Below are 20,385 nucleotides of genomic sequence, written 5' to 3' on the forward strand. Positions count from 1 at the left end.
GGAGCGCACGCTACCGCTCCCGGCGGGGGATCACTCCAGCCGCGACCGGTGGACCGGGCAGTCGGGTGCGATGAGCACCCCGAGACCGGCGCGGGGGTCGTTGGGCAGCATCGGGCACAGGCAGCCGCGCGCGGCGGCCGCGGAGCTGCCGGGGCCCTCGGACTCCCAGACGTCGCCGGGCGCGAGGTCGTCGGGATCGCCGGACGGGTCGCCGGGTGCCTGCGGCCACCCGCCGACGCGTCCGGGGAGCGGGCCGGTCGGCTCATCGTCACCAGTGCCGTTGTGACGCACGCCGTTCATTCAACCGGATTACGCCGGGCGGCCGTTCGCCACGGTGCGTGACGGTGGACGGTGTGACCGGCGAACGTTACCGGCTCTTGACGTGGGCAGCTCTTGACGAAGGACCGTGTTAGCGCTCACAGTTTCCGCCGGATGGGACGCAGGTCACACCGGCCCGCGGTCCGCCACTCCGACGACGCCTGGGGAGGCGCAGTGCGCACGACGACGACGTTGCCCGCGCTACGGAAGAGGGCCGCTGCGCTCGCGATCACGGCGGTGGCCGCGCTGGTGCTCGCCGCATGTGGTGGCGGCGGTGACGGGGGCGGTGCCGATTCCGGGGGGTCGGCGCCCGCGGCCGGTGGGGACACCCTCACGCTGGGCTTCGCCCAGGTCGGCGCCGAGAGCGGGTGGCGCACGGCGAACACGAAGTCGGTGCAGGACGCCGCGGCGGCGGCGGGCATCGAGCTGAAGTTCTCCGACGCCCAGCAGAAGCAGGAGAACCAGATCAAGGCGATCCGCTCCTACATCCAGCAGCGGGTCGACGTGATCGCGTTCAGCCCGGTCGTGGAGTCGGGGTGGGACACCGTGCTGGCGGAGGCGAACCGGGCCAACATCCCGGTGATCCTCACCGACCGTTCCGTCGAACAGGCCGACGGCGGCCTGCTCTACAAGACGTTCCTCGGCTCCGACTTCGTCGAGGAGGGCAAGAAGGCGGGGGAGTGGTTGCTGCAGAACGTCGACGCCTCCGCCGGGCCGGTGAACATCGTGGAGCTGCAGGGCACCACGGGCTCGGCCCCGGCGATCGACCGCAAGCAGGGCTTCGCCGACGTGATCGCGCAGAACCCGAACTACAAGGTCATCGCGTCGCAGACCGGTGACTTCACGCGCTCGGGCGGCCGGCAGGTGATGGAGGCGTTCCTGAAGGCGAACCCGGACATCGATGTCCTGTACGCCCACAACGACGACATGGGGCTCGGCGCGATCGAGGCGATCGAGGCGGCCGGCAAGGTGCCCGGCACCGACATCAAGATCATCACGGTGGACGCGGTCAAGGACGGCATGCAGGCGCTCGCCGACGGGAAGATCAACTTCATCGTGGAGTGCAACCCGCTGCTCGGCCCACAGCTGATGGACCTGGTCAAGAAGGTGGCCGCGGGCGAGGAGGTGCCGGCGCGCGTCGTGACCGAGGAGACGACGTTCGACTCCGCGGCGGCCGAGGCCGCGCTGCCCGACCGCAAGTACTGATGGACGCCCTGGGGCCTGGTACGGGGTGTCCGCTGGTGGAGATGACCGGCATCTCCGTGGCGTTCGGGCCGGTGCAGGCCCTCGACTCGGTCGACCTGCAGCTGTACCCGGGCGAGGTGCACGCGCTGATGGGCGAGAACGGCGCCGGCAAGTCCACGCTGATCAAGGCCCTCACCGGGGTGCACCCGGTGGACGGGGGGCAGATCGGCATGCGGGGCGAGCCCGTGGCGTTCAGCGGGCCGGCCGCGGCCCAGGCCGCCGGGATCAGCACGGTCTACCAGGAGGTGAACCTCTGCCCGAACCTCTCCGTGGCGGAGAACCTGCTCCTGGGCCGGGAGCCGCGCCGCGCCGGTCGCATCGACTGGCGCGGCGCGCGGCGGCGTGCGAGGGACGTGCTGGGGAAGCTGCACCTGGACCTCGACCCGTCCTCGCCGCTCGGTGCGCTCCCGATCGCGCAGCAGCAGCTGGTCGCGATCGCGCGCGCCGTCGAGGTGGACGCCCGCGTGCTCGTGCTCGACGAGCCGACCTCCAGCCTGGACGCGAGCGAGGTCGAGGAGCTGTTCCGGGTGGTCCGCCGGCTGCGCGCCGACGGGGTCGCGATCCTGTTCGTCTCGCACTTCATCGAGCAGGTCTACGCGATCTCCGACCGGATGACCGTGCTGCGCAACGGGCGACGCGTCGGCGAGTACCGCACGGCGGAGATCTCGCGGAGGCAGCTGGTGTCGGCGATGGTCGGGCGCGATCTGGAGGTCCTGGAACGCCTCGACCGCGCGCCGGCCGCTCCCGCCGCCGAGGAGCAGGCCCCGGTCCTGCGGGCCTCCGGGCTGGCGCGCCGGGGCGCGATCGAGCCGGTCGACCTCGTGGTGCGTCCCGGGGAGGTCGTCGGCCTCGCCGGCCTGCTCGGGAGCGGGCGCACCGAGCTCGCCCGGCTGCTGTTCGGTGCCGACCGCGCCGACCACGGCGAGATCGCGGTGGGCGGCCGCTCCGTCCGGATCCGCAGCCCGCGCGCGGCGATCGACGCGGGCATCGCGTTCAGCCCCGAGGACCGCAAGGCCGCGGGCGTGGTGGGCGATCTGTCGGTGCGCGACAACGTCGTCCTCGCCATGCAGGCGTCGCGGGGATGGATGCGGCGCATCCCCGGCCGCAGGCAGGACGAGCTGGCCCGGCGCTTCATCGAGCTGCTCGACATCAGGCCCGCCGACCCGGACGCGCTCCTGCGCAACCTGTCGGGCGGCAACCAGCAGAAGGTGCTGCTGGCCCGGTGGCTGATCACCGAACCGCGGCTGCTCATCCTCGACGAGCCCACGCGCGGCATCGACGTCGGCGCGAAGGCCCAGATCCAGGCCCTCGTGGCGGAACAGGCCCGCCACGGCACGGCCGTGGTGTTCATCTCCGCGGAGCTGGACGAGGTGGTGCGCCTGTCCGACCGGGTCCTCGTGCTGCGCGACCGCAGGCCGGTGGCGGAGCTCGCGGGGGAGGACGTGGACGTGGACCGGGTCATGGAGCTGATCGCCACCGGGGGTGAGGCCGGTGCGTGAGCTGCTGCGCAAGCCGATCTGGCCGCTCATCGCGCTGCTGCTGCTCAACCTGGCCGTGACGCCGAGCTTCTTCGCCGTGCGCGTGCAGGACGGCAGGCTCTACGGCAGCCTGGTCGACATCCTGCACAACGGCGCCCCGCTGGCGCTCACCGCGCTCGGGATGACGCTGGTGATCGCCACGCGCGGGATCGACCTGTCGGTCGGTGCCGTCGTCGCGATCTCGGGGGCCGTGACCTGCACGTGGATCGCCGGCAGCCCCGACCCGGCGAGCCCGGGCGCCGCGCTCGCCGGCATCGGGCTCGCCCTCGGGCTCGCCGTGGTGCTCGGGGCGTGGAACGGGTTCCTCGTCGCCCGGCTCGGGATCCAGCCGATCATCGCGACGCTGGTGCTGATGACGGCCGGGCGTGGCCTCGGCCAGCTCGTCACCGGCGGGCAGATCGTCACGGTCAACAACGCGTTCTTCTCCGGCATCAGCGGGAACGCCCTGCTCACCGTGCCGCTGACGGTGGTCGTGGCCGCAGCGGTGTACGCGCTGGTCGCGCTCGTGACCCGGCGCACCGCGCTCGGCACGCTCGTCGAGGCCGTGGGCATCAACCCGGAGGCCAGCCGGCTCGCCGGGGTGCGCTCGCGCAGCATCGTGTGGACGGTCTACGTCTTCTGCGCCCTCTGCGCCGCCGTCGCCGGGCTGATGATCAGCGCGAACGTCCACGCGGCCGACGCCAACAACGCGGGCCTGTGGCTGGAGCTGGACGCGATCCTCGCCGTCGTCATCGGGGGTACGTCGCTCGCCGGTGGGCGGTACTCGATCGCCGGCACCCTGCTCGGCGCGCTCACCATCCAGACGCTCACCACCACGATCTACTCGGTCGGCATCCCGCCGGAGGTCTCCCTCGTGTTCAAGGCGGTCGTCGTGATCCTGGTGTTCCTGGCCCAGGCGCCGAAGGTGCGGGCGTTGCTCACGCGCCGCCGCCGGGCGGCCGCGCCGCCGGCGCCGCCCGCCGCCCCGGTGGAGCCGGCCACGGCCGAGACGACGGGGAGCAGCCGATGACCGCACTCGCGGAACGCGTGCGCGGCACGTGGCGCCTGCCCACCCGCTTCCTGCCGGTCGTGGTCACGTTCGCCCTGTTCGTGCTCATGTTCGCCGGCGGGAGCCTGCGCTACGAGTCGTTCGCGTCCGGGCAGGTGCTGCTCAACCTGCTGATCGACAACTCGTTCCTGGTGGTGCTCGCGGTCGGGATGACGTTCGTGATCCTCACCGGGGGCATCGACCTGTCCGTCGGATCGGTCGTCGCGCTGTCCACGATGGTGGCGGCCGCGCTGCTGCGGGCCGGCTGGCCGCCCGTGGTGGTGATGCTCCTGGTGCTCGCCGGCGGGGCGGTCTTCGGGCTCGCGATGGGCTCGGTGATCCACTACCTGGAGATCCAGCCGTTCATCGTCACGCTCGCCGGGATGTTCCTCGCCAGGGGGCTGTGCTACGTGATCGACCTGGAGTCCATCGCGATCTCCGACCCGCTGTTCCGCACGATCGCCCAGACCGCGGTGCCGCTGGGCGAGGACCTGTTCCTGAGCCCGAGCGCCCTCGTCGCGCTCGTCGTCGTGGCGGTCGCGGTCCACGTGCTGCACATGACCCGGTTCGGGCGCACGGTCTACGCTGTCGGCGGCAACCCGCAGTCGGCGATGCTGATGGGGTTGCGGGTGGCACAGGCCCGGGTCGGCGTCTACGTGATCAGCGGGGCCTGCTCCGCGCTCGCCGGGCTGCTCTTCACCTTCTACATGCTCTCGGGCTACAGCCTGCACGCCGTGGGGATGGAGCTCGACGCGATCGCGGCCGTCGTCATCGGGGGCACGCTGCTCACCGGCGGGTCCGGTTTCGTGCTCGGCTCCGTCCTCGGCGTGCTCGTGCTCGGCACGATCCAGACGATCCTGTCGTTCGAGGGCACCCTCAGCTCGTGGTGGTCCCGGATCGTGATCGGGCTCCTGCTGCTGGTCTTCGTGGTGCTGCAGCGGGTGCTGTCGCGGCGGGGCGCGACGGCCTGATCGCCGGTGCGGGCGCCGGGGCGTCGCACACGAACTTCGGCGCCCGCACATGAACTGCAGTTGGTGTGCCGGCACCGAAGTTGGTGTGTGACCAGCCGGGGGCGCCGGCCGCGAGTCCGGCCGATGAGTTCTGCCACCCGTGCGGGTCTCATCGGTATGTCCGCTTCCCGGCGCACCTTCCGCCACGTGCTCGCCAACACGCTCGTGGCGTCCGTCGTCAACTCCACCGTCTGGTTCGCCGTGACGTTCTGGGTCTACCTCGAGACGCGGTCGGTGTTCGCCACCGGCGTCATCGCCGGCATGTTCCTCGGTCTCACCGCGCTGTCCGGGGTGTGGTTCGGCGGCATCGTCGACCACCACCGCAAGCGGAACGTCATGATCGGCTCCAGCGCGGCGTCGCTCGCGCTGTACGCGGCGAGCCTCACGGTCTTCCTCGCCGCCGGGCCCGAAGCCTTCCGCGACCCCACCAGCCCGGTGCTGTGGGGGTTCGTGCTCCTGCTGATGAGCGGCGTGATCGTCGGCAACATCCGCGGAATCGCGATGTCCACGGTGGTGACGCTCCTGGTTCCCGAACCCGAGCGGGACCGCGCCAACGGGATGGTCGGCACCGTCACCGGGGTCGCGTTCCTCGTGACGTCGGTGATCAGCGGGCTGCTGATCGGCATGGCGGGCATGCTGGCCGTGGTCCTGCTGGCGCTCACGGCCACCGCGGCGGCGATCGCGCACCTCGCGACCCTGACGATCCCCGAGGTGCGCGCCGTGCCCACCGCAGGGGAGGGCCCTCGCCGCACGGACCTGCGCGGCACCGTCGCGCTGGTGGCCGCCGTGCCCGGCCTGCTCGCCCTGATCGCGTTCTCGACGATCAACAACTTCCTCGGCGGCATCCTGATGGCCCTCGCCGACCCCTACGGCCTGTCGCTGGTGTCGGTGGAGGTCTGGGGGCTGCTCTTCGGCGTGCTGAGCACCGGGTTCATCATCGGCGGGTTCGCGATCAGCAAGCGCGGGCTGGGGCGCAACCCGCTGCGGACCCTGCTCCTGGCGAACCTCGTGCTCTGGGGCGTCTGCAGCGTCTTCGCCCTGCGTTCGTCGATCGTCCTGCTCGCCGTCGGGTTCTTCATCTACCTGTGCGTCGTGCCCTACGCCGAGGCGTCCGAGCAGACCGTGCTGCAGAAGGTCGTGCCCTTCGAGCGGCAGGGCCGGGTGTTCGGGTTCGCGCAGAGCGTCGAGCAGGCCGCGTCCCCGCTCACCGCGTTCCTCATCAGCCCGCTGGCCCAGTTCGTGTTCATGCCGTTCATGACGGACGGCGCCGGCGCCGAGTGGCTCGGCCCGTGGTTCGGCACCGGGCCCGAGCGCGGCATGGCGCTGCTGTTCACCATCGCGGGCATCCTCGGCCTGGTCCTCACGTTCGTCGCGCTCCGCTCGCGCCAGTACCGCGCGCTCTCCGAGCACTACCGGGGCGACCCGGCGGTGTCCGCCCCCACACCGCAGCTCGCCGCGGCCTGACGCGGCCGGTGCGATCATCGGGCCATGACCGTCCACGACCTCGTGCTCAGCGGCGGCCGGGTGATCGACCCCGAGTCCGGCCTCGACGCCGTCCGCAACGTCGGGATCACCGGCGACACCGTGCGGGAGATCGGCCCGGATCTCGTCGGAACCGTCACCGTCGACGTGTCGGGGCTGGTCGTGAGCCCCGGCTTCGTCGACCTGCACAGCCACAGCCAGGACGTCCCGGGCCAGCGGCTGCAGGTGCTCGACGGGGTCACCACGGCCCTCGAGCTGGAGGCCGGGGCGTTCCCGGTGGAGCCGGCCTACCGCCGGGCCGCCGCCGCGGGCCGGCCCGTCAACTACGGGTTCTCGACGTCGTGGGCGGCCGCGCGGATGCGCGTCCTCGCCGGTGCGCCCCCGGTGGCGAACCTCGACGAGCTGCTCGTCAACGTCGCCGATCCGCGCTGGCAGGCGACGGCCACGTCGGCCGACGTCGACCGCATCCTCGGGCTGCTGGAGGCCGACCTCGCGGCGGGGGCGCTGGGGATCGGCGTGCTCGTCGGGTACGCGCCGGGGACCGACCCCGCGGAGTACCTCGCGGTCGCGGCCCTGGCCGCGCGGCACGGGGTCCCGACGTACACGCACGCCCGTGACCTGGTGGAGATGAACCCGCACGTCCCGGTGGACGGGGCGGAGGAGATCGTGCGGGCGGCCGGCGAGACCGGCGCGCACATGCACTACTGCCACCTCAACTCCACCTCCGGCCGGCACGTGGACCGCGTGCTGGCCCTGGTGGAGCGGGTCCGGCGCGAGGGCGCGACGGTGACCACGGAGGCCTACCCGTACGGCGCCGGGATGACCGGGATCGGGGCCGCCTTCCTCGCGCCGGAGCTGCTGCACCGCCGGGGGCTCACCCCGACCTCGATCGGCCATCTCGCCCTCGGCAGGCGCATCGCCGACGCCGACGAGCTGCGGCGCGTGCGGGCGGAGGACCCGGGCGCGCTCGCGTTCGTGCACCAGACCGACGAGGCCGACCCGGGCGCCTTCGGCGTCGTGCAGCGGGCGCTCGCCTTCCCGGACGCCGCGGTGGCGAGCGACGCGATCGCGCCGCAGTGGCCCGCGGGCCCGCACGACCCGCTGGGCTGGCCGCTGCCGCCGCAGGTCGCGACCCACCCGCGCACGGCGGGCACGTTCGGGCGCACGCTGCGGCTCCTGGTGCGGGAACTGGGGCTGCTCAGCCTGCCCGAGGCCGTGCGCCGCTGCACGCTCGTGCCGGCGCGGGTGGTGCAGCAAGCGGCTCCGGCGATGCGCCGCAAGGGCCGGCTGCAGCCCGGGAGCGACGCCGACGTCACGGTCTTCGACCCGGCCACCGTGACCGACCGGTCGACCTACGCCGACACCACCCGCCCGTCGGCCGGGATCCGGCACGTCATGGTCGGAGGCCGGTTCGTGGTGCGCGACGGGGTGCTCGACACCGGCGCGTTGCCCGGGCGGGCCGTGCGCGGCGGCTGATCGCTACTGCGGTCGATCGTCACTGCAGGATCGGGTGCAGCGCCCAGAACGCGAGCGCCGCGGCCAGCGCCGCCATCGGGATCGTGAGCACCCACGCCACCAGGATGTTGCCGGCCACGCCCCACCGGACCGCCGAGAGCCGCTTGGTGGCGCCGACCCCGAGGATCGACGACGTGATCGTCTGGGTCGTCGAGATCGGCGCGGCGAACGCGAACGCGGTGGTGTAGAGCACCGCGGACGCCGTGACCTCGGCGGCGAACCCGCGCGGCGGGTCGAGGTCGATGATCCGCCGCCCGAGCGTCCGCATGATCCGCCAGCCGCCGGAGTACGTGCCCGCGGAGAGCGCGCCCGCCGCGAGCAGGATGACCCACCACGGCACCTCGAAGCCCTCGTGGTAGCCGCCGACGACCAGCGCCAGCACGATCACGCCCATGGTCTTCTGGGCGTCCTGCAGGCCGTGGCCGAGCGCCATGGCCGCGGCGGAGAACGTCTGCGCGTGGCGGAAGCCCCGGCTGAGCGGCTGCGGGTGCGCCCGCCTGAAGATCCACAGGAGCGCGGTCATGAGGAGCCCGGCGAGCGCGAAGCCGACCAGCGGCGACAGCACCATCGGGATGACGACCTTGTCCAGCACCCCCGTCCAGTGCACCGTGCCGGCCGCCGCGAGCGCGGCGCCGACGAGCCCGCCGATCAGCGCGTGCGACGACGAGGACGGCATGCCGAACCACCACGTGACCAGGTTCCACGCGATCGCCCCGACGAGCGCCGCGAGCACCACGACGAGGCCGGAGATCCCCTGCGGGGGGTCGATGATGCCGCTGCCCACGGTGGAGGCGACCTCGGTGCCGAGGAACGCGCCGACCAGGTTCATCACCGCGGCCATGATCAGCGCGGCGCGCGGGGTGAGGGCCCGGGTGGCGACGGAGGTCGCGATCGCGTTGGCGGCGTCGTGGAAGCCGTTCGTGTAGTCGAACACCACCGCCACCACGATCACCACGATGATCGTGGCGAGTTCCACTCAGGACTCCTTGACCGCGATGCTCTCGACGGTGTTGGCCACCGTCTCGAACGCATCGGCGGCCTCTTCGAGGGAGTCGACGACCTCCTTGAGCTTGAGGGCCGTCAGCACGCCCGCAGCATCGACGTCGCCCGGCGGGGAGAGCACCTCCTCCAGCAGCGCGCGGTAGGCGACGTCACCCTCGTCCTCGAGGGAGTTGACGTGCACCCAGTACTCCTTCAGCTCCGACATCGTCGCCAGCCGGGGCATCGCCTCCGCGGTGGCGGCGGCCGCGCGCTGCAACACGTCCGTCTGGACCTTCATCCCGGACGGTAGTTCCGCGAGCCGGTAGAGCACGATCCGGTCGGCGGCCTCCTCCATCGCGTCGACCACGTCGTCCAGCGACGAGGTGAGCCGGTAGATGTCCTCGCGGTCGAACGGGGTCACGAACGTCTTGTTGAGCTTCACCATGATCTCGTGCGTGAGCTCGTCCCCCGCGTTCTCGGCATCCTTGACGCGCTTGGCGAGCTCGGCCCGCTCGGAGGGTGGCGCGGCCACCAGCGCCGCGAGGTCGTCCGCTGCGCGGACGATGTTCTCGGCGGCCCGGGTGAACAGCGGGTAGAAGCCGCGTTCGTGTGGCGTCAGCCTGAATGCCATGGGCAGGTTGTACCTCACCCCGGACGGCCGGGCCGGCGGCGCCCTCCGGAGGTGTCGCCGATCAGAAACCGCGGTGCGCCGTGCGGGACATCCGGAAGAACGCGCGCGTGAACCCGAGCGCCGTGGCCTCGTCGAACGCCTTGCACGTGAAGGCGACCACGGACAGGAAGCGCGGCCCGGTCCACACGTACAGCGAGATCCCCGAGTCGATCAGCGGGATGAAGGCGTCGTACCCCTCGTTCTCCGCGCGGCCCTCGCCGCCCGGGGCGAAGACGGTGGGTTCGCCGTACGTGCGCAGGTCCAGCGCCGCGGGTAGGCCGTGCAGATACTCGGAGATCACCGCGGCGTCGACGGGGCGCTCGAAGTACCCCTCGATGAGGAGCCGCTGCCGGGTGATCTCGGGCGCCAGGTCCTCCACGGCCGGGGAGCGTACCGCGCCGGATCCGAGGGCGGCCGGGCCTGTGCAAGCCGGCCGTGGGGCGCGAGCATGGCAGGCATGACGGTGGTGTTCGTGCACGGCGTCCCCGAGACGAGCGCGCTCTGGAAGGGCGTGCGCGCCCACCTCGACGGCGACGCGCTCGCGGTCGACCTGCCCGGCTTCGGCTCGCCCCGGCCGGCCGGGTTCGGCGCGACGAAGGACGAGTACGCGCGGTGGCTGGCCGGCGAGCTGCGCCGGCTCGGCCGGCCGGTCGACCTGGTGGGGCACGACTGGGGAGCCGGCTTCGTCCTGCGCGTGGCCACGGCGCACGACGTCCCGCTGCGCAGCTGGGCGGTGGACGTGGGCGGCGTGTTCCACCCGGAGTACGTCTGGCACGACCTCGCGCAGGTGTGGCAGACCGAGGGCGTGGGGGAGGAGCAGACGGCGGCCACGGCGGCCGCGGGGCCGGCCGCGCGCGCGGGCTTCCTGCAGGCCGCGGGCGTGCCCGACGCGGACGCGGCGGTCGTCGCCGGGGCCTACGACGCGACGATGGGCGGCTGCATCCTCGACCTGTACCGGTCGGCCGTGCCCAACCCGTACGCCGACTGGGGTGCCGAGCTGGGCCGGCCCGCCCGGGCGCCGGGCCTGGTGCTGCAGCCCACGGCCGACCCGTACGACGACCCGGCCCGGTCCGGTGAGGTGGCCGCCCGGCTCGGCGCCCGCACCCACCCGCTGGACGGCCTCGGGCACTGGTGGATGCTGCAGGACCCGGCGGCGGCCGCGGAGGCCCTGCGCTCGTTCTGGAGGTCGGTCGGCACCCTCCCATGATGGCGGCATGGAGCCAGCGGAGATCAACACCTCTGTCCCGCAGTCGGCGCGGATCTGGAACTACTGGCTCGGCGGGAAGGACGACTACGCCGCCGACCGCGCCGCAGGCGACGAGGTGATGGCCCGGATCCCGGACATCGCCGACGGCGCCCGCGCGGCGCCACCGGAGGCCGGTCTCGCGGGCGTGATCGAGGCTTCGGCGCGAAAACGGGCGAATCCGGCCCGGGAACGCGTCGAAACGCCGATCTTGAGGGCGTGCGGCCTGGTGATCGGCGATCTGGAGCAGGCCCGAGGGTCGCACACCGACATCCGCGCTCGCACACCAACTGCAGTTCGTGTGTGAGCACAGATGTCCGTGTGCGAGCCGGAGGCCCGTTCAGCGGAACGCGTCGGCGTGGGCGCGGGCCCAGTCCCGGAACGCCCGCGGCGCGCGCCCGGTGACCTCCTGCACGGTCGGCAGCACCGCGGACTCGTCCAGCGAGCCGGCGACGTAGAAGTCGAAGAACGCCCGCACGTAGGCCTCGGGCATGCGGGCCGTCATGTCGGTCCATGCCTCGTCGTCGGGCTGCGCCTCGAACCGCAGGTCGCGCCCGAGCACCTCGCCCAGCACGCGGACGCGGTCGGCGGGCAGGAGCGGCTCCGGCCCGGACAGCGCGTGGACGCGGCCGGCGTGGCCGTCCTCGATGAGGGCGGTGGCCGCGACGGCCGCGATGTCGGCGGGATCGATCACGGCGACGCGGACGCCGCCGAACGGGGCCCGCACGACGTCCCCGGCCCGCAGCTGCGGCGCCCACTCGAGCGCGTTCGTCATGAAGCCGTAGGGGCGCAGCAGCGTCCACGGGATCCCGCCGGCCCGCACCGCCTCCTCCGTGCGGATCATGTACGCCGAGACCGCGTTGCTCGTGTCCCCGCTGCCGGCGGAGCCCCCCGACAGCTGCACCACCCGCGACACCCCCGCGTCCCGGGCGGCGGCGAGCACGCCGGGCATGTCCTGGTAGCCGGGGAGCAGGAAGAGCCCCGAGACGCCCTCGAGCACCGGGCGGAGGGTCTCGGGGTGGTCGAGGTCGCCGACCACGCGCTCCGCACCCTCGATCGGTCCGCCGTCCCGGCGGGCCAGCGCCCGCACCGGCGTCTTCCGGTCGACCAGGGCCCGCACGAGCTCGCGTCCGACGTTGCCGGTGGCACCGCTCACCAGGATCACGACGGCGAGCTTAGGGCGAGTGACGGGGACCTCATCCCGGGCAGGGATTAATCCCGCGAGTTTCGTCGGTCCTACTTCTTACAGTGCATTTCCGGCGCCGGGGCCCACCGGCCCGCGCCGGCCGAAGACAACGTGGGGGAAGCAGTGAGCCAGCAGTCCGACGTGCTCGACCGTGGGTCGAGCGCACCCGATACCGCGGGGCAGCTCAGCGCCCGCGACCGCACGGTGATCGGGGTGCTGCTCGTCTCCACGTTCGTCGTCATCCTCAATGAAACGATCATGAGCGTGGCGTTGCCGACGCTCATGTCCGAGCTCGACGTCGACGCGAGCGTGGGCCAGTGGCTCACCACCGGGTTCCTGCTCACGATGTCCGTGGTCATCCCGATCACCGGCTTCCTGATCCGGCGGGTTCCCACCCGCAGGCTCTTCGGGATCGCCATGGCGCTGTTCAGCGCGGGTACGTTCCTCGCGGCGGTGGCGCCGGGCTTCACGGTCCTCCTCGGTGCCCGGGTGGTCCAGGCCAGCGGCACCGCGATCATGCTCCCGCTGCTGATGACCACCGTGATGACGCTCGTGCCGCCGTCACGCCGCGGGGCCGTGATGGGCAACATCTCGATCGTCATCTCGGTGGCGCCCGCGATCGGTCCCGCCGTGTCGGGCATCGTGCTCACCCAGTTCGGCTGGCGCTACATGTTCTGGCTGGTCCTGCCCATCGCGCTCGCCGCGCTGCTGCTGGGGATGCGCCTGATCTCGAACGTCGGCGACTCCACGTCCGCCCCGATCGACGTGCCGTCGGTCGTGCTCTCGGTGCTCGGCTTCGGCGGTCTCGTCTACGGCCTGAGCAGCGTCGGCCACTCCGCCGACGGTGCGTCGCCGCTGATGCTCTGGGGGGCGTTCGGCGTCGGTGTGGTGGCGCTCGTGGTGTTCGTCGCGCGGCAGCTCGTGCTGCAGCGCACCGACCGCGCGCTGCTCGACCTGCGCACCTTCCGCTCGCCGACGTTCTCCGTGGCGAGCGCGATGATGATGCTGATGATGGCCGTGCTGCTCGGCACCGTCATCCTGCTGCCGATCTACCTGCAGGGCGTGCTCGGGCTCGAGACGTTCACGATCGGCCTGCTGCTCCTGCCGGGCGGCCTGCTGATGGGCCTGCTGGGCCCGGTCGTGGGGCGCCTGTACGACCGGTTCGGTGCGCGGGCGCTGCTGGTGCCCGGCACGGCGGCCACGAGCGCCGCGCTGTGGTCCACCACGCTGTTCACGCAGGGCAGCTCGGTGCTGCAGGTCCTCGGGTTCCACCTGCTGCTGTCCATCGGGCTGGCGTTCGTGTTCACGCCGCTGTTCACGTCGGGGCTGGGCGCCGTGGAGCCGCGGCTGTACTCCTACGGCAGCGCGATCTTCGGCACCACCCAGCAGCTCGCGGGTGCCGCCGGGGTGGCGCTCCTGGTGAGCATCATGTCCGTCGGCTCCACGTCGCTCGCGGCGGAGGGCGCGTCGCTGGTGGAGCAGACGGCGGGCGGCATCCACAGCGCGTTCCAGGTGGCGGCGTTCCTGTCGCTGCTCGCGATCGTGGGCGCGTTCTTCATCCGCAGCTCGTCGACGGAGGGCGACGCGCCAGCGGGCCACTAGTGGCCCGAACCGGAAGTCCACCACATAACTCGACGGCCTGGATCCGCCGATTTATGTACCGGACTTCCGGTTCGGGACACTGGTGCGGTGACCACGTACGTTCGCCGGGTCGACCGGAGTGGCCCGCCTGACGGCCCCGGGTGGAGCGAACGGCACCCTCGCACGCTAGGTGCGATCGATCCCGGATTTGTCGATCATGAACGGTCCAGCGGCGACACCGGCAGACTCGCTCGCACACCAACTTGTGCGCTCACACACCAACTGCAGTTGCTGTGCCGGCCACCAAGTTGGTGTGCGACCTCTTCGGGAGCGACCGTTTGCCCTTGATCGCCGCTGCACGACCAGGGTGATGGCGATGGCAGCTCCCGACGCCCGTGGTCACGAAGTCGGGACGTGGCGCTGGGCGTCAGCGTCGCGCGATCGTCGAGCCGCGGATCACCAGCCGGGTGGGCAGGTACTGGGTGCCGTGGCCGACGTCCACCCCGTCCAGCGCGGCGAACACCCGCTGGGCCGCCGTGCGGCCGAGCCGCTGCAGGTTCGGGTCGATGCTGGTCAGCTGGGGCCGGGCGTTGGTGGTGAGCACCTCCCAGTCGTCGAACCCCATCACGGCGATGTCCTGGGGCACCGCGCGGCCGAGGTCGCGCGCCGTGTCGAGCACGCCGCGGGCGATCTGGTCGGAGCCGCAGAGCACGGCGTCGACGTCCGGGTGCTGCTCCAGGAGCAGGGCGGCGGCGTCGCGGCCCCAGTGCTCGGACCAGTCACCGAACATGATGTCGCCCACGAGTTCGAGCCCGGCCGCGGCGAGCGCCTCGCGGGTGCCGACGGCGCGGTCCTGGGCCGCCGCGTAGCCCGGGTCGCCGGAGATGTGGGCCACGCGGGTGCGCCCGCTGCTCGCCAGGTGCTGCACCGCGAGGTGGGAGGCGCCGGTGTTGTCGGGTGTGAGCGAGAGGTCGGCCGGGTCGTCGGACGGGGCGTAGGCGTACACGACCGGCACCGGGATGTCCGGCCCGAGTGACGGGCGCGGGTCGGTGCGCTCGCCCACGACGATGAGCCCGTCGACGCGGCGGGAGAGCAGCGCACGCAGGTGGTGCTGCTCTCGGATGGCGTCGCCGCGGGCGTCGCAGAGGAACACGTTGACCTGGCCGGCGCCGAACGCGTCCTCCGCGCCCGTCAGGATCGGGATGACGAACCGGCCCACCAGGTCGCTGGTGAGCAGCCCGACGGTGCCGGTGCGCCCCGCGATCAGGCCGCGGGCGAGCGGGTTGGGGCTGAAGGCGAGCCGGTCGGCGGCGTCGATCACGCGCTGCCGGGTGGCGGGGGCGACCTGGTCGCGGCCGTTGAGCGCCTTGGAGGCCGTCGCGACCGACACGCCGGCGAGCCGGGCGACGTCCGTGAGCGTCACCGGCTTCGGGTTGCGCGCCGGCTCCGTGCGGGTCATCAGACCTCCCTGGTTGCCGGACTGTAACAACGATCGGCGTTGACCGCGGCCCTCCCCACCGCTACCTTGCCGAAAAGGTTTTCGCCGTCTGCGGCCTGGTCTGATCACCTGTGGCCGACAGGGGTTTCTCACAGGATTCCCGCTCGACGAGGAGCACGAGGAGACAGCATGAGGAACGTCCGGGGCCGCTCGGTGCTCGCCGGTGCCGTCGCCGCCTTGATGCTGGGTGTGGCCGCCTGCAGTGGTGGTGGCGGTGATACCGGAGGGGGAGCGGCGGCCGCCGGGCCGGACGGCGTCGACGACGGCACCACCCTCACGCTGTGGACGAGGGCGCCGCTGGAGAAGCAGGCGAACCTGCTGGTCGACGCGTACAACGCGAGCCACCAGAACAAGGTGGAGCTCACGGTCACGCCGAACGACGACTACGTGGCCAAGGTGGGCGCCGCGGCCGGCGCGGGTGGCCTGCCGGACCTGTTCGCCGCCGACATCGTCTACATCCCGAGCTGGGTGCAGCAGGGGCTGTTCCAGGACATCAGCGCCAACATCGACGGGCTCCCCTTCAAGGACACGATCAACAAGGGTCACCTGGCGGCCGGCACGTACGAGGACAAGGAGTACATCCTCCCGTTCGTGCTGGACCTGTCGATGCTGTTCTGGAACAAGGACCTGTTCCGCGAGGCCGGCCTCGACCCGGAGAAGCCGCCCACCTCGCTCCAGGAGTACGCGGCCGCGGCCAAGAAGATCCAGGATCTGGGCAAGCCCGACACCTACGGCACCGCCACCGGCCTCAACTGCGGCGGCTGCCTCGTCTTCACGTGGTTCCCGACCGTCTGGGCCGCGGGCGAGCAGGTCATGAGCCCGGACGGCACGCAGTCGCTGCTCGCCTCGCCGACCGCCACGCAGGTCTACGACGTGTGGCGCGACCTGTGGGCCTCCGGCGCCGTGCTGCCCTCCTCCCGCGACGAGGCCGGCCCGACGTGGACCGCGGGCTTCACCGAGGGCAAGGTCGGCCTGCAGTTCTACCCGGCCACCCTGCTGTCCTCCACGCACGGCTTCGACGTCGGGGTCGCGGGCATCCCCGGTCCCACCGGTGGCAGTTCCACGTTCGTCGGCGGCGACGGCATCGGCGTCTCGAAGGACTCCGAGAAGGCCGCGCAGGCGTGGAACTTCCTGTCCTGGCTGATGTCGGAGGACGCGCAGGTCGAGGTGCTGGGCAAGGACCTCGACGTCGTGTCGCGCTCGGACCTCACGGACAACCAGTACGCCGTCTCGGACCCGCGACTCGTGACGATCAACGAGGTGGCGACGAAGGGCGAGACGCCCGTGGCCACCAACTTCCAGCAGGCGTTCAACGCCACGAACAGCCCGTGGTTGACGCTCGTGCGCGACGCCGTGCTCGGCGACGGCGCGGGCGTCGCGAAGAACAACGACGAGATCACCGCGGTCCTGTCCCAGCAATGACGGTCGCAACGGTTCCTCGCAGGCCCGCCGGGCGGGCGGTGCAGGGCTGGCTCTACGCCACGCCCACCGCGGTGTTCGTCGTGGCGTTGTTCGTGCTGCCGCTGCTGCTCGTGGTGCTGATGTCGGCGTCGCGGTGGCCGCTGCTGACGGGCGACCAGGGGTGGAACCTCCCGGCCAACTACTCCCGCGCCGTCACCAACCGGTTCTTCCTCGACTCGGTGGTCTTCACGGTGAAGTACACGGTGCTCGCCACCGTGCTGCTCATCGGGCTCGGGCTGGGGCTCGCGCTGCTGGTGCAGGAGTCGAGCCGCTGGAAGGGCCTCATGCGCACGGCGTTCCTGGTGCCGAGCGCGCTCGGGCTGGCGTCGGCGTCGCTGCTGTTCTACGTGCTGTACTCGCCGTTCGCCGGGCCGTTCGCACCGATCATGGAAGGGCTGGGTGCCACGTTCCTCGGCACGCCCGACGCCGCGCTGTGGTCCACGCTCTTCCTGATCGTGTGGCGCTACGCGGGCTTCTACATGCTGCTGATGCTCGTGGGCCTGCAGGCCGTGCCGGCCGACGTGTTCGAGGCCGCCCGGATCGACGGCGCCGGGCGGTGGCAGACGTTCCGGCACGTCACGATCCCGCTGCTGCGCCCGACGCTCGCGCTCTGCACGGTGCTGTGCGTCACCGGGTCGCTGCTCGCGTTCGAGCAGTTCTACATCCTGACGAAGGGCGGCCCGGACAACAGCACGATCTCGGTGGTCCAGCTGATCTACACGGTCGCCTTCCAGGGCCAGAACGACCTCGGCGTCGCCGCGGCCCTCTCGGTCCTGGTGCTGGCCGTGCTGGTGCTGGTCAACGTGCTGCAGATCCGCGCGTTCCACCGTCCGGAGGAGAGTTGACCGCACAGATCTCGCGGGCCGCGCCGCCGTCACCCCCGACGCGTGCGGCGCGGCCCGCCCCGGCCACCACCCTCGCCGGCGTCGCGCTGCGCACCCCGTACTGGGTCTTCACCGGCGCGCTCGCGGTGATCTTCCTGTACCCGCTGGTCTGGACGGCGGTGGCGTCGGTGTCGCCGCACGCGGGCACCAGCCAGGTGGACGGGTGGGGTTTCGGCAACTACCGGGCGCTCGCGGACTACCAGGCCGGGATCTGGCAGTACCTCGCCAACTCGGCGGTCGTCTCGTTGCTCACGGTGGCGCTCACGCTCGGGGTGTCGACGCTGGGCGGGTACGCGTTCGCCCGCTTCTCGTTCCCGGGGAAGAACCTGCTGTTCCTGGTGACGCTCGCGATCCTCATGGTCCCGTACGCCACCCTGCTGATCCCGCTGTACGTGCTGCTCACGCAGGTGGGGCTGCAGAACTCGCTCGTCGGGCTCGCGCTGGTGATGACGATGTTCCAGCTGCCGTTCTCGACGTTCATGATGCGGATCTCGTTCGAGGCCGTGCCGCGCGAGCTGGACGAGGCGGCGATGGTCGACGGCTGCTCCACCTTCGACGCGCTGTGGCGGGTGCTGATCCCGGCCGTCAAGCCGGGCCTCGTCACGGTGGGGCTCTTCGCGTTCCTCGCGGCCTGGAACGACTTCATGGCGCCGCTGATCCTGATCAACGACACCGACCGCATGACGCTGCCGCTCGCGGTCTCCAACCTGCGCGGCCAGGTGCAGGGCGTGGTCGACTACGGCGCGACGGAAGCCGGCGTCGTCGTCCTCGCGCTGCCGTGCATCGTGCTGTTCCTGGTGCTCCAACGCCACTACGTGCGCGGCTTCATGTCGGGCGCCTTGAAGGGATGAGATGACTCCCGTCGTGCCCACCCGCGGGCGGCTGCGCCCGCTCGCCATCGGCGAGGTGACGATCACCGGCGGCTTCTGGGCGAAGCGCCAGCAGGTGAACGCGGCCGCGACGCTCGCCCACGTCGAGCAGTGGCTCGAACGGGAGGGCTGGATCGCCAACTTCGACCTCGCGGCGGCGGGCGGGCTCCCCGACGGCCGCCGCGGCCGGGAGTTCTCCGACTCGGAGGTCTACAAGTACCTGGAGGCGCTCGCCTGGGAGATCGGCCGCACCGGCGACCCCGCGCTCGAGGACCGGTTCCGGAAGGTGGTGGCCCGGGTCGCCGCCGCCCAGGAGCCCGACGGCTACGTCAACACGAAGTTCGGCCGGCCGGGACAGGGGCAGCGCTGGTCGGACCTGGAGTGGGGCCACGAGCTGTACTGCGTCGGCCACCTGCTGCAGGCCGCCGTCGCGCGCGCCCGCACCCGGCCGGGCGCCGACGACGGGCTCGTCGAGGTCGCCCGCAACGCCGCCGACCTGGTCTGCGCGGTGTTCGGGCCTGGTGGGATCGAGTCGGTGTGCGGGCATGCGGAGATCGAGCCAGCCCTCGTCGAGTTCGCCCGCGTCACCGGCGACGGGCGCTACCTCGACCAGGCCGCGGTCTTCGTGGAGCGCCGCGGCCACGGGGTCCTGCGCGACATCGAGTGGGGCCGCGGGTACTACCAGGACGACGTCCCCGTGCGGGAGGCCACCGTGCTGCGCGGGCACGCCGTGCGCGCCGGGTACCTGTCCGCCGGGGCCGCCGACGTCGCCGTGGAGCGGGGCGACGGCGAGCTGCTCGCGGCGCTGGTCACGCAGTGGGACAACACAGTGGCCCGGCGCACCTACCTCACCGGCGGCGTGGGCTCGCACCACCAGGACGAGGCGTTCGGCGACGACTGGGTGCTGCCGCCGGACCGCGCCTACTCCGAGACGTGCGCCTCCGTCGCATCGATCATGTTCAGCTGGCGGCTGCTGCTCGCGCGCGGCTCCGCGCGCTACGCCGACCTCATCGAGCGCAACCTGTTCAACGTGGTCGCGACCTCGCCGTCGGCCGAGGGCACGGCGTTCTTCTACGCGAACACGCTGCACCAGCGCCGGCCCGGCACGCCGGCGCCGGACGGGGCGGTGTCGCCGCGGGCGTCGGCGTCGCTGCGGGCGCCCTGGTTCGAGGTCTCCTGCTGCCCGCCCAACGTCGCCCGGACCCTCGCGAGCCTCTCCGCCTACGTCGCCACCGCCGACGACGACGGTGTGCAGCTGCACCAGTACGCGCCGGCCACCATCCGCACCACGCTGCCGGACGGCACCGCCGTGGCCTTCGACGTGGAGACCGGCTACCCGCACCACGGAGCCGTCCGCGTCCACGTCCGCGAGGACGCCACGTGGACGCTCTCGCTGCGGGTCCCGGCGTGGGCGGACGGCGCGCGTCTCGTCGTCGACGGGGCCGAGGAACCGGTGGCGCCCGGAACCGTCGAGGTGCGGCGGGCCTTCCGCGCGGGCGACGTCGTAGAGCTGCACCTGCCGGTCACGCCGCGGTTCACCGCCGCCGACCCGCGGATCGACGCCGTGCGCGGCTGCCTCGCCGTCGAGCGCGGGCCCGAGGTGCTGTGCCTGGAGTCGGTCGACCTGGCCGCCACGAGCGCAGTCCGGTTCGACGACATCGCGGGCGTCCGGATCGACCCTGCGGTACCCCCGCGGGAGGTGGACGGCGCGGTCGTGGTGCGGCTGCGCCGCTCGTCCGGGCCCGCCCGCCCGTGGCCGTACGGCGGGCCGGACGCGGGCGAGGAGGGCGAGGTGCTCGACGTCCCGCTGGTCCCGTACCACGAGTGGGCGCAGCGCGGCCCGTCGACGATGCGGGTGTGGCTGCCGGTGCGGTGAC

Annotated in this window: 19 protein-coding genes; 13 read left to right on the plus strand and 6 right to left on the minus strand. The window is 72.4% G+C overall.

The genetic code is table 11. From position 1 onward, the window contains the following. Positions 1-30: 30 nt before the first annotated feature. Positions 31-300, minus strand: coding sequence for a hypothetical protein (locus tag ACU436_RS11955; RefSeq protein ID WP_459024553.1), 270 nt, complete (start codon positions 298-300; stop codon positions 31-33). A gap of 210 nt (positions 301-510) precedes the next feature. Here ACU436_RS11955 and ACU436_RS11960 point away from each other — a divergent pair, with 210 nt between their 5' ends. The 6 genes from ACU436_RS11960 to ACU436_RS11985 all read left to right on the plus strand — a co-directional run bounded on the left by ACU436_RS11960 (position 511) and on the right by ACU436_RS11985 (position 8,096). Continuing rightward, entirely contained in the window at positions 511-1,524 is a 1,014-nt protein-coding gene (locus ACU436_RS11960) for an ABC transporter substrate-binding protein (protein ID WP_459025679.1), read from the plus strand. Between the two features lie 41 nt (positions 1,525-1,565). Then, positions 1,566-3,062, plus strand: coding sequence for a sugar ABC transporter ATP-binding protein (locus ACU436_RS11965; RefSeq protein ID WP_459024555.1), 1,497 nt, complete (start codon positions 1,566-1,568; stop codon positions 3,060-3,062). A gap of 1 nt (position 3,063) precedes the next feature. Next, positions 3,064-4,110 (plus strand): ABC transporter permease, encoded by a 1,047-nt coding sequence (locus ACU436_RS11970; RefSeq protein ID WP_459025681.1) that lies wholly within the window; start codon positions 3,064-3,066, stop codon positions 4,108-4,110. After that, entirely contained in the window at positions 4,107-5,099 is a 993-nt protein-coding gene (gene yjfF, locus ACU436_RS11975) for a galactofuranose ABC transporter, permease protein YjfF (protein ID WP_459024557.1), read from the plus strand. The genes ACU436_RS11970 and yjfF overlap by 4 nt, the downstream gene beginning before the upstream one ends. A gap of 156 nt (positions 5,100-5,255) precedes the next feature. Next, a complete protein-coding gene (locus tag ACU436_RS11980; RefSeq protein ID WP_459024559.1) occupies positions 5,256-6,602 on the plus strand; it encodes an MFS transporter in 1,347 nt (448 codons plus the stop codon). A gap of 24 nt (positions 6,603-6,626) precedes the next feature. Beyond that, positions 6,627-8,096, plus strand: coding sequence for an amidohydrolase family protein (locus tag ACU436_RS11985; RefSeq protein ID WP_459024561.1), 1,470 nt, complete (start codon positions 6,627-6,629; stop codon positions 8,094-8,096). 19 nt (positions 8,097-8,115) lie between these two features. Here ACU436_RS11985 and ACU436_RS11990 read toward each other — a convergent pair whose 3' ends face one another. The 3 genes from ACU436_RS11990 to ACU436_RS12000 all read right to left on the minus strand — a co-directional run bounded on the left by ACU436_RS11990 (position 8,116) and on the right by ACU436_RS12000 (position 10,165). Then, positions 8,116-9,111, minus strand: a complete 996-nt coding sequence (locus tag ACU436_RS11990) for an inorganic phosphate transporter (RefSeq protein WP_459024563.1) — start codon at positions 9,109-9,111, stop codon at positions 8,116-8,118. Continuing rightward, positions 9,112-9,747, minus strand: coding sequence for a DUF47 domain-containing protein (locus ACU436_RS11995; protein WP_459024564.1), 636 nt, complete (start codon positions 9,745-9,747; stop codon positions 9,112-9,114). Between the two features lie 61 nt (positions 9,748-9,808). Next, positions 9,809-10,165: a hypothetical protein gene (locus ACU436_RS12000; RefSeq protein ID WP_459024566.1), complete on the minus strand. Its 357-nt coding sequence runs from the start codon at positions 10,163-10,165 to the stop codon at positions 9,809-9,811. Positions 10,166-10,243: 78 nt separating this feature from the next. On the opposite strand from ACU436_RS12000, the gene ACU436_RS12005 reads away from it, so the two are divergent. Continuing rightward, positions 10,244-10,993, plus strand: coding sequence for an alpha/beta fold hydrolase (locus ACU436_RS12005; protein ID WP_459024567.1), 750 nt, complete (start codon positions 10,244-10,246; stop codon positions 10,991-10,993). A 7-nt stretch (positions 10,994-11,000) separates the two neighbouring features. Continuing rightward, positions 11,001-11,336 carry an SAM-dependent methyltransferase gene (locus tag ACU436_RS12010; protein WP_459024569.1) on the plus strand — a complete coding sequence of 112 codons (336 nt, stop codon included), beginning with the start codon at positions 11,001-11,003 and terminating at the stop codon, positions 11,334-11,336. A 33-nt stretch (positions 11,337-11,369) separates the two neighbouring features. Here the strand turns inward: ACU436_RS12010 and ACU436_RS12015 are convergent, their stop codons facing one another. After that, positions 11,370-12,194 carry an NAD(P)H-binding protein gene (locus ACU436_RS12015; RefSeq protein ID WP_459024571.1) on the minus strand — a complete coding sequence of 275 codons (825 nt, stop codon included), beginning with the start codon at positions 12,192-12,194 and terminating at the stop codon, positions 11,370-11,372. A 144-nt stretch (positions 12,195-12,338) separates the two neighbouring features. Here ACU436_RS12015 and ACU436_RS12020 point away from each other — a divergent pair, with 144 nt between their 5' ends. Then, positions 12,339-13,817: a DHA2 family efflux MFS transporter permease subunit gene (locus tag ACU436_RS12020; RefSeq protein WP_459024573.1), complete on the plus strand. Its 1,479-nt coding sequence runs from the start codon at positions 12,339-12,341 to the stop codon at positions 13,815-13,817. Positions 13,818-14,223: 406 nt separating this feature from the next. On the opposite strand, the gene ACU436_RS12025 is transcribed toward ACU436_RS12020, so the two are convergent. Further along, positions 14,224-15,255 carry a LacI family DNA-binding transcriptional regulator gene (locus tag ACU436_RS12025; RefSeq protein ID WP_459024574.1) on the minus strand — a complete coding sequence of 344 codons (1,032 nt, stop codon included), beginning with the start codon at positions 15,253-15,255 and terminating at the stop codon, positions 14,224-14,226. A 168-nt stretch (positions 15,256-15,423) separates the two neighbouring features. On the opposite strand from ACU436_RS12025, the gene ACU436_RS12030 reads away from it, so the two are divergent. From ACU436_RS12030 to ACU436_RS12045, 4 genes are read left to right on the plus strand one after another with little or no spacing between them, the layout of a single operon-like run. Continuing rightward, positions 15,424-16,716, plus strand: coding sequence for an ABC transporter substrate-binding protein (locus ACU436_RS12030; protein WP_459024576.1), 1,293 nt, complete (start codon positions 15,424-15,426; stop codon positions 16,714-16,716). After that, the gene (locus ACU436_RS12035; RefSeq protein ID WP_459024577.1) at positions 16,713-17,600 is read left to right on the plus strand and encodes a carbohydrate ABC transporter permease; all 888 of its coding nucleotides are present in this window, start codon (positions 16,713-16,715) and stop codon (positions 17,598-17,600) included. The genes ACU436_RS12030 and ACU436_RS12035 overlap by 4 nt, the downstream gene beginning before the upstream one ends. Beyond that, positions 17,597-18,490 (plus strand): carbohydrate ABC transporter permease, encoded by an 894-nt coding sequence (locus ACU436_RS12040; RefSeq protein ID WP_459024579.1) that lies wholly within the window; start codon positions 17,597-17,599, stop codon positions 18,488-18,490. The genes ACU436_RS12035 and ACU436_RS12040 overlap by 4 nt, the downstream gene beginning before the upstream one ends. A gap of 1 nt (position 18,491) precedes the next feature. Further along, on the plus strand, positions 18,492-20,384 hold the full coding sequence (locus tag ACU436_RS12045; protein ID WP_459024580.1) for a glycoside hydrolase family 127 protein: 1,893 nt from the start codon (positions 18,492-18,494) through the stop codon (positions 20,382-20,384). Position 20,385 lies beyond the last annotated feature (1 nt).

The organism is Pseudonocardia wallangbongensis (assembly GCF_054486945.1).